Source organism: Blautia sp. SF-50 (assembly GCF_900101315.1).
Lineage (GTDB): Bacteria > Bacillota > Clostridia > Lachnospirales > Lachnospiraceae > Blautia_A > Blautia_A fusiformis.
In genome coordinates, this window is the sequence record NZ_FMUW01000057.1 from 1 (window position 1) to 8,497 (window position 8,497).

Annotated in this window: 11 protein-coding genes; all 11 read left to right on the top strand. The window is 42.2% G+C overall.

Annotated features, from left to right (window positions below):
* On the top strand, nucleotides 1–193 hold a 193-nt coding region (locus BLP57_RS18140; protein WP_139148869.1), incomplete at its 5' end, for a hypothetical protein.
* A gap of 211 nt (nucleotides 194–404) precedes the next feature.
* Entirely contained in the window at nucleotides 405–683 is a 279-nt protein-coding gene (locus BLP57_RS17145; RefSeq protein ID WP_330389508.1) for a hypothetical protein, read from the top strand.
* Between the two features lie 264 nt (nucleotides 684–947).
* Nucleotides 948–1,484 carry a JAB domain-containing protein gene (locus tag BLP57_RS17150; protein WP_242872669.1) on the top strand — a complete coding sequence of 179 codons (537 nt, stop codon included), beginning with the start codon at nucleotides 948–950 and terminating at the stop codon, nucleotides 1,482–1,484.
* Nucleotides 1,485–1,618: 134 nt separating this feature from the next.
* Nucleotides 1,619–2,215: a DarT ssDNA thymidine ADP-ribosyltransferase family protein gene (locus BLP57_RS17155; RefSeq protein WP_092073497.1), complete on the top strand. Its 597-nt coding sequence runs from the start codon at nucleotides 1,619–1,621 to the stop codon at nucleotides 2,213–2,215.
* Between the two features lie 18 nt (nucleotides 2,216–2,233).
* Entirely contained in the window at nucleotides 2,234–3,271 is a 1,038-nt protein-coding gene (gene darG, locus BLP57_RS17160; RefSeq protein WP_044960428.1) for a type II toxin-antitoxin system antitoxin DNA ADP-ribosyl glycohydrolase DarG, read from the top strand.
* Between the two features lie 94 nt (nucleotides 3,272–3,365).
* Nucleotides 3,366–4,706: an LPD25 domain-containing protein gene (locus BLP57_RS17165; RefSeq protein WP_092073500.1), complete on the top strand. Its 1,341-nt coding sequence runs from the start codon at nucleotides 3,366–3,368 to the stop codon at nucleotides 4,704–4,706.
* Between the two features lie 60 nt (nucleotides 4,707–4,766).
* Nucleotides 4,767–4,922 (top strand): hypothetical protein, encoded by a 156-nt coding sequence (locus tag BLP57_RS18145; RefSeq protein ID WP_242872670.1) that lies wholly within the window; start codon nucleotides 4,767–4,769, stop codon nucleotides 4,920–4,922.
* A gap of 97 nt (nucleotides 4,923–5,019) precedes the next feature.
* Nucleotides 5,020–5,481, top strand: coding sequence for a hypothetical protein (locus BLP57_RS17170; protein ID WP_021652268.1), 462 nt, complete (start codon nucleotides 5,020–5,022; stop codon nucleotides 5,479–5,481).
* Nucleotides 5,471–7,567 (top strand): C40 family peptidase, encoded by a 2,097-nt coding sequence (locus tag BLP57_RS17175; RefSeq protein ID WP_092073503.1) that lies wholly within the window; start codon nucleotides 5,471–5,473, stop codon nucleotides 7,565–7,567. The genes BLP57_RS17170 and BLP57_RS17175 overlap by 11 nt, the downstream gene beginning before the upstream one ends.
* Before the next feature lie 12 nt (nucleotides 7,568–7,579).
* Nucleotides 7,580–7,786, top strand: coding sequence for a DpnD/PcfM family protein (locus tag BLP57_RS17180; RefSeq protein WP_021651176.1), 207 nt, complete (start codon nucleotides 7,580–7,582; stop codon nucleotides 7,784–7,786).
* On the top strand, nucleotides 7,783–8,211 hold the full coding sequence (locus tag BLP57_RS17185) for a hypothetical protein (RefSeq protein ID WP_092073506.1): 429 nt from the start codon (nucleotides 7,783–7,785) through the stop codon (nucleotides 8,209–8,211). The genes BLP57_RS17180 and BLP57_RS17185 overlap by 4 nt, the downstream gene beginning before the upstream one ends.
* The last annotated feature ends 286 nt before the right edge of the window (nucleotides 8,212–8,497 follow it).

Here is an 8,497-nt window from a genome sequence, read left to right on the forward strand (position 1 = left end):
ATATGCAAACCTCAGAATCGTACACAAAGATATAAAGAGCCTTATCTATTCTAATGACGTGAAAATCATCAAGTCCCTCATCGATTTATTCGATTGTAGGGCACCTGCCAAGATTGCAAAGCTCAACAAATGGAGAGCTAAAGCAGGATTGGAAGCAATTAACCTTATAACAATTAACCAGACTTTGAAGTAACTGTATTAGCAATAAAGACTTATCCCATGGAACGCCGTGTGCAATGAAAGTTGCTTGCACGGTGTGGCTCGGGGCGAAAGGCGTGAAAGCGTCTGACCTATCGAGATCCGTTCTTGACCGGGAATATAGTGCGAAATTTTTGTTCAGCCTCTGGAAAAAAGTGAGGAAACAAGGCGGATTATGCACTGGAATCACCCAAAATTTAGTTGATATGCTGCAGAATTATACAGCAATGACCATGCTGGGAAACAGTGAATTTATTGCCCTGTTAAAGCAGTCCAATGTAGACAGTCAGGAATTATCCACTGCAGCAGGAATTCCAGAAGCACAGCTAAAATATGTAGATAACTCTCCTTCCGGTACGGGGATCATTAAGTATGGAAATACCTGTATTCCATTTGATAACCGTATGGAAAAAGAAGATAATCCGCTGTATGCGCTTTTCAATACCAACCTTCACGAAAAGGCGTTGCAGACAAAGCAGGAGTAATGTAAATTGAAAGGAACGTTTTCTTTTATCTGTAAAGGAAAAGGTATGACAGACGAGAAAAAGAATTGGGCAACAGCAAAATTATAAGTCGGTAAAGTAGAAAAAGGATAGTACAAAAAGAGTGCAGTGTTTTATCAGGCACTCTTTTTGCATATCATGGGAAAGGTGGCAGAATGGCCGAAACATATCAAATAGAAATGAATTTAGAACAGTTGGAAAGACTTTTAAAAAATCTGCCGGAGGGAATTATGCTGGAGATTTGTTTTGGAAAGGAAGAACATGGAGAGGACACATAAAATAGATGTGGTAAGTATACGCTTGGTGGAAGAACCACCTCTATACAGCAGTAAAAAATTAAAAAATCCCTGTGATGTAGCAGAACTCTTTCAGGATTTTTTAAAAGATTGTGACCGGGAAATGTTCTGTATTTTGAACCTTCGGACAAAAAGCCAGGTCATTAACGTCAACGTGGTAGGTATGGGAACGCTAAATAGTGTACTGGTTCACCCAAGAGAAGTATTCAAATCTGCAATTTTATCCAATGCCAGTAATATCATTTTGGCACATAACCACCCTTCCGGTGATCCAGAACCAAGCCGGCATGATATAGAAGTGACAAAGCGATTGGCAGAAGCAGGCAATCTTATGGGGATTGAGGTACTGGATCATATCGTGGTGGCTGAGAACCGGTATTTTAGTTTCCGGGAAGAAAAGATACTGCCAGAATACTTTCAAATGGAAGAAGTAGCAGCAGAGCAGTCGCTTCCTTATGCAAAGAGTGAGAAAGAGAAGGCACGTTAATGGGATTGACGTATCAATACTGGAACCATATAATGGGTACAAAGGAAAATTTGTTTATGGAAACAAACACATTGACGGAACATACAAAAGCTCTGTGATTAAAGTTTAAAGTGTGTTATACTAGGAGGAGAACAATGGGATTAAAAGATGCGAAAGAAGGGAAACTTCTATATCATTTAACAGAGTTAAAAAACCTGGAATCGATCATTGACTTTGGACTTGTGCCAAGAAAGATTTTAAGGGAGAATACAGTAACGTTTGGAGATGTTGCAGATCCGGAAATTATACGTAAGAGAGAAGTTTTAGGTCTGGACGGATATATTCCATTTCATTTTCACCCATATTCAGCTTTTGATGTGGCTGTGAAAAAAACGCATGTGGGCGAAGAAATGATTTATATTTGTATTACCAGAAGTTTGGCAAGACGCAATAATTTCCGCATTTTACCTAAGCACCCATTGGCATTGGAAGAGTGTCAGCTATACAATTATGACGAAGGCTTTGAAATGATTGACTGGGATATCCTTACCAGAGTAGGGCAGAATGACGAGGACGCCAGACAGATAAAGATGGCGGAATGCCTGAGTCCATTGGTCATTCCAGTTGATGCTTTCCAGTGTATCTATGTTTCATCGAAAGAAACTGAAAACAAAGTAGCAGATATGCTCAAACAGAAAGGTGTTATCTTTCCACCGCCATTTATTACGGTGATGCCCCAATGGTTTGAGTAACGAGAGGAGGTGGTTGTGTTGATTAAATACACAACTGGAGATATGTTTCAGTCTGGTGCAGAGTGTTTAGTTAATACAGTCAACTGTGAGGGCTACATGGGAAAGGGAGTTGCGTATCAGTTCAAGCTGAAATTTCCAGAAAATAATAAATCCTATATAAAAGCCTGCAAAGATAAAACACTGCATGTTGGAACAATCCATACATTTGTAGAGAATGGTATTACGATTGTAAACTTTCCAACGAAAGATAAATGGCGTGAAAATTCTAAAATAAGTTATATAGAAACAGCGTTAGACGTTTTGGTAGAACGACTTCCGGGATTGCATGTGAAATCAGTAGCCATTCCACCACTGGGGTGTGGAAATGGTGGTTTGGATTGGCAGACAGTAAAAGAACTGATACAAAAGAAATTAGAACCAATCGCTGATAATTTTACATTTTTGATTTATGAGCCACAGAGAAATTATGTACAGAAGGCAGCGGTTGCGCCTAAACTTACAGCAGCCAGTTTAGTTCTGATGAAAATAAAAATGGGGCTGAACCGTTGTACAAAACTTCGTCTGCAAAAAGCCGCATATTTTATGAATTTGTATCTGGAAGAACCATATTTTTCGTTTCAGAAGTATAAATATGGTCCCTATGCTCACTCCATTGATATAGTTAGTAGAAATATCGGAGAGTATCAGAGTTTTTATGGCTTAAAAGATACTGAATCAACGTATCAGTTAGCTTACCAGGTAATCTGTAGTGAAAAAACAACAAAGTTATTAAACCGTCTTATGCCTGCAATCGAAAAAGCGGTTGCTTATGTGAATGAGATAGAAAGTGATCATGAATTGGAAGGACTTGCAACGGTAACTTATTTAGTCCAGACTTTTTCAAGGATTGATGCCAGCCAGATTGTATCTGAATTTAAACAGTGGTCAGAGGATAAGGCAGCCCGCTTTTCAGAAGATGAAATAAAGAAATATATGGAATGCTTAGAGCAGACCGGTGTGATAGAACGGGATATTACAGGAAGCTATTGCATTTCAGAGTATCTTTCTTACAGATAAAGAACAGTAGAAAAGAAAATAAGAAGTAACACAAAGAGCATTATCGCTAAAAACGGTAGTGCTTTTTTTGTGCGTGAAAAGGAGGTATTGCTACGTGGAAAAAGGTGAGATGGGCGAGAATGCCACCGGACGTTTGGCAACGTATTATGTGGCAGAATGTATGGAATTTAACCGTTATGGAGAATACAGGGAGGATATTCAAAGTGCAGAAGAAGCAGTAAAGTATTATCAGAGTATTCCTTCTGAAAGGCTGAATGCAGGAAAAGGGATTGGGCTTCATGTGGAGGAGGAAGATGGTATTCCATTGGACTTTCCACTGGTTTCCGGCGGCAAGTTAGATGTGGATTTTTTAGGGGAAGTCTATGGTTTCAAGGAATACCCTGAGCTTTTAAGGGCTGCCAGGGAACTGAGTGCTTATCTTCCAGAAACAAAAGTCGTGGATACCAAAGGGATTTTAACAAAAAAGAGCATGGACGCTGCTGATTTTGCAGATGAAATGATAAAACTGGAAAAAAATCTTGATCCTGATTTTTACCATACCTTTTATCCGAAAGAAGCAGAACATAAGGAAGCTATTATATGGAAAGCCTTATGTCAAGACGGAAAAGAGGAATACATCAGGTGGCTGGGAAGCAAGATATTTGAGCAAAAACCAGAGCTGAAAGAACAGGCAGACAAGCTAAAGACAACACTGGAGCAGGTAAAACTTATTCCGCCTGTGGATTTGAAACCCTTTGTGTATGTGCGGATCAGTGAACACCCGGACATTCCATTGGAAGAAGCCATGCCATTAAATCAAGCGGTAGAATTGTTCGGAAAGCTGGATCGGCAGTCAGTGGAAGAGAAAGACATGGCAGGTTATTACAAAACACATTTTGAAATCTGTTTTCTCTCAGAGGGGGAAGTCATGTCTTATACCGGGCGCCAGGATTTTGGTGACGGGGAAGGAAATTTGCTGGATCATGTAAAAGCATTTGCAGATTATTATCTCCATACAGAAGAAGGGCAGCAGCTTATGAAACAGACCGCCAGGACAACAGAAGAATGGGAACATGAACAACAGCAAATGAAATGGGTACTGGAGGAGATGCTTCCTTCCCTTCAGTATTTCTGCAACCTGGAAAAACTGGAAACAGCGGTTCTGGAAGAACAGGAAATAGAAAAGAAAGTCCCTTTGCTGACGCAGGGGGACGCATCACGAAAGGCATATCAGGAAGCCATACTTGCTTATGTCCGGGAAAGCAGGATTGCACTAAATACAGGGAAGGAGCTGCCTTGTATGCCGGATATCCGGGATTTTGCAACTGCCTGTCCGGACAAATCATACAGGGAACAGGTTATGGAGGAAATACGACAGGAAGCAGAGTCATACGGTATGACCGTAGAAGCGTATGCCGCAAATGGATATGAGCCGCCAAAAAGAGGCGGCAGATAACATTAGGAAAGGAGGCGGAGTTTTGGCCATGTAAAAGATATCTTCCCTCCTGAAACAGAATTGGATTTAGAAAAAACAGCGATAGAACGTATCCGCACTGCCAGCCAGATGTCCTTGCAGCACTATGGGCTTCCTTTGGTCGTGACGGATAGTGGAGGAAAAGACAGTGCAGTATGCAGGGAACTGGTGCGGCGGTCCGGTGTGCCATTTTCATGAAGATACCAATGAGATTTATTATGATTATTTGTAGTGGAAGGGAGGAGGAATTATCGCAAAATATCAATTATCTTTTGGGCTGCAGTATGAAGCCTGGATGCTGGAAATCCGTATTCCGGATTGGCTGGAGTTTTCTTCTAAGGGGCAGGCACTAAAATATGGTGAGCAGGCTGAGGTTTCCGTTTTCTTAAAAGCGGAAGCTATTTTTTTGCTCTTTGATGGCAGTAAAGAGAAGATTTTACCGCAGCAGACGGATCTTTACCAGTTTTCCTACCTGAAAGAAAAGACTTATGACAGACTGGGACCGCCACTTTCCCCGGAAGACATTGACCATTTGGTAGAAGTGGGGGAATTGGAGCAGGTATTGTTCAGTGAAAAATATATCCTGACAGAAGATGATTACCAGGAATTTTCCGGAAACCTTATGGAAGCCTTTCAGGAATTGGAAAAGGAGTACGGACCACCACCCAGAGAAAAGGAACAGGGGTATCTGTTTCAGGCACTCTGGTATCAGGCAGAAGAATTAAACCCCGGAGAGGGGGACTGCTTTGGAGATTAAGGTAAAAAAAGAAAAAGAGCCGGAGCTGAAATTAAAAAAAGAAGCCCAGGTGACGGTGCATAAGAAAAATCCTATTTTATCTGCAAAGGAAAAGAAAGCTGCTTTTACTTCTAAGCCGGTGGCTGATCTTTTAGGGCAGAGAAAGAAAAAAGAAGGGGCAGAAAAAGGGAAACAGCCGGGGCAGGGCAGAGAAGCGCTGTTTGAAAAACAAAAGGAAAAGAAAAAGCAGGCCGGGAAAGAGGCAGCAATCCGGGGAACTGCAGAAGATAGAAAACAAAATGGAAAGACCAAAAGTACCGTATCTGTACCGGGAACCTTACAGCCGGATCAGATGAAACAGGGGGCAGCACCAAACAGCCAGCCCTCTGCTGGTTTCCGGGCAAAGGAACAGTACCGGAGGGAACAGGCTGCAAAGCTGGCGGAAACAAAAAAATCTTCCCTGGCGAAGCAGACTGCCATAAAGGGTGTACGCCGGGGAGAGGCTGCTATACTGACCCAGTTAGAGGGTGGGGAAGAAGTCAATGATTCCCTTTATGTCATGGGGACAGCAGCAAAACCGACAGAAAAGCTGTGGAAGGACCGGAACTATAGAAAGGCAGAGCAGGAATTAAAGGTAAAACAGGCTGATGGGAAGATTACCAATAAGCAGTTTTACAAAGAAACAAAAGCAGTGAAAAAGAAACAGATGGAGAAACAGAAAAAGCAGGCAGTCCGGCAGAGGAAAATCCAGTATATGATCAATAAGCTCACCGGAAATGGACAGCAGGACAGTTTGGCACAGGTGGCAAAAGATATTGTAAAGATGAAAGCCTCTGTATTTATGCTGAAGGTGGTCCAGTTTGCCGGGGCGCTTTTAGCTCCGCTGTTCAGTATTCTGCTTGTGGTGGCAATCCCTGTGGTGATTATCTTTTTCCTTTTATACTGTTCGCCACTTGGTGCGTTCATGCCCAATCCGTCTGAGGAGAACCCTACCGTCCGGGAAGTTTTAAGCGGTTACTACATGGACTTTAATACAAAACTTGGACAAAATGGGGAAGATGGGGCAGTTACCTATCTCCATGAGAAAAACGGAAATTATGTGAGTAATTATTATGATACTTTAATGGTTTATATGGTGAAGTATGGAACCGGGGATATAGGTGTGGATATGGATCAGCGGCATAAGGACAAGCTGAAGGAAATCTTTGATGAAATGAACAGTTTTGAAAACACGACCATAACCACCACCATAAAGGCAGGGGAAAGTCTGGGAAATGTTGTAACCAGCGGCTATTGCCAGTGCAGTATCTGTTGTGGGCAGTGGGCAGGAGGACCGACAGCCTCCGGTGTCATGCCAAAACCGGACCATACCCTTGCAGTAGATGCACAAAATCCCTTTGTCCCTATGGGAACCAGGATCATTATGAACGGGATTGAATATACCGTAGAAGATACCGGGGCATTTGACCGGTATGGAGTACAATTTGATGTTTTCTGTGCGGACCATGCAACTGCGTCTGCCTGGGGACATCAGACTTTTGAAGCGTTTCTGGCAGATGGGGACGAAAATGAGATTACGGTAACAAAGAAGGGCTGCTATGTTAAGAACCTGAATTATGAGGACTATATTGCACTTGGAAAGCTGACAGAAAAAGAAGAAGAACTGTTAAGGGAAGTCATGAGTGAGGAATTTAGAAATGAGATCCCTTCCTTTGGTGTAGGAAGTGACGTTGCAAATCTGGCACTGACGAAGGTAGGCTGCAAATACAGCCAGGAACACCGGTATGAGGAAGGATATTATGATTGCAGTTCCCTGGTACAGCGGCTGTATCAGGAGGTAGGCATTTCCCTTCCGGCGATTGCCTCTACTCAGGGAGAATTTATGGTAACACATGGGCTGGAAGTTACAGAAGGCGAACTGGAGCCGGGAGATCTGATTTTTTATTCTTATGAGCAGAATGGGCAGTTCCGCAATATTTCCCATGTGGCAATTTATGTTGGTAATGGCAGAATGGTACATGCAGCCAACAGCAGACGTGGGGTAGTGAATGACCCGTTCAATCCGTCGAACATTGGGCTGTATGGAAGACCCAGCCGCTTGCAGTAAGAAAGGAGAAGCATGGACGAAAAAGAATATGAAGTGACCATAAGAGAAGTCCTGGAGAAAAAAGTAAGATACCGGGGCAGGAATGAACTGGAGGCAACTGCAAAAGCAGAAGCAGATTACTATGCAGAAAAAATCGTGCTGGGGGCAGATGATTTTTCCTATCGTGATATTTCTGCAAAAGAACTGGTACCTGTAAAAGAAAGAAGGAACAGCAGATGAAGCATATCACAAAAGTACGGGAACTGTATGAGGAAACCATACACTGGATTTCAGAGTCGGAGGATTCCTGGAAAAATTTCCTTTCCTGCATGGGGCGTCTGTATCAGTTGGACTTCTTAAATACCTGTATGGTATATGCCCAGCGCCCAGATGCTTCCGTTCTTGCAGGATATGATGCCTGGCTGGAAATGGATTTGCCGGTTGCCAGAGGAAGTAAAGGAATTGCAGTATTTCCTTCCAAAATTTTCGGGGAAGGAGTTACCCATGTTTATGATATTCAAGATGTAAAGGGACAGGGAATCCGGCCCTGGAACTGGCAGGTGAATGGGACAAACCGCAGGCTGCTGGCAAGGGAGCTGTTCCCGGAAATCTACGAACAGGAAAAAAAGTTTAGCTTGAATGAAAAAGTAAATTCTACATTCTAATATACCTTGATTTTATGCGGGATTTAATTCTATTTTCGGAGATATACAACTTGATTTTTTTAGTATATAATGCTTTTATACGGCATAAACAGCATAGTTTTTTGCATGATAAAAGGACATCTGGAAATAGTGTGCAGGACTAAATTCCACATGTCTGTTGGAAAGACTAAATTCTATGCAATGAAACTTGCCTGTGCCTGTATTGTTATTATTATTTTATTAATGCTGGTATCAATGTGACTTCATCGGCTGGTATCTCTGCTAATCCTAATGCTTTATGAAGTCT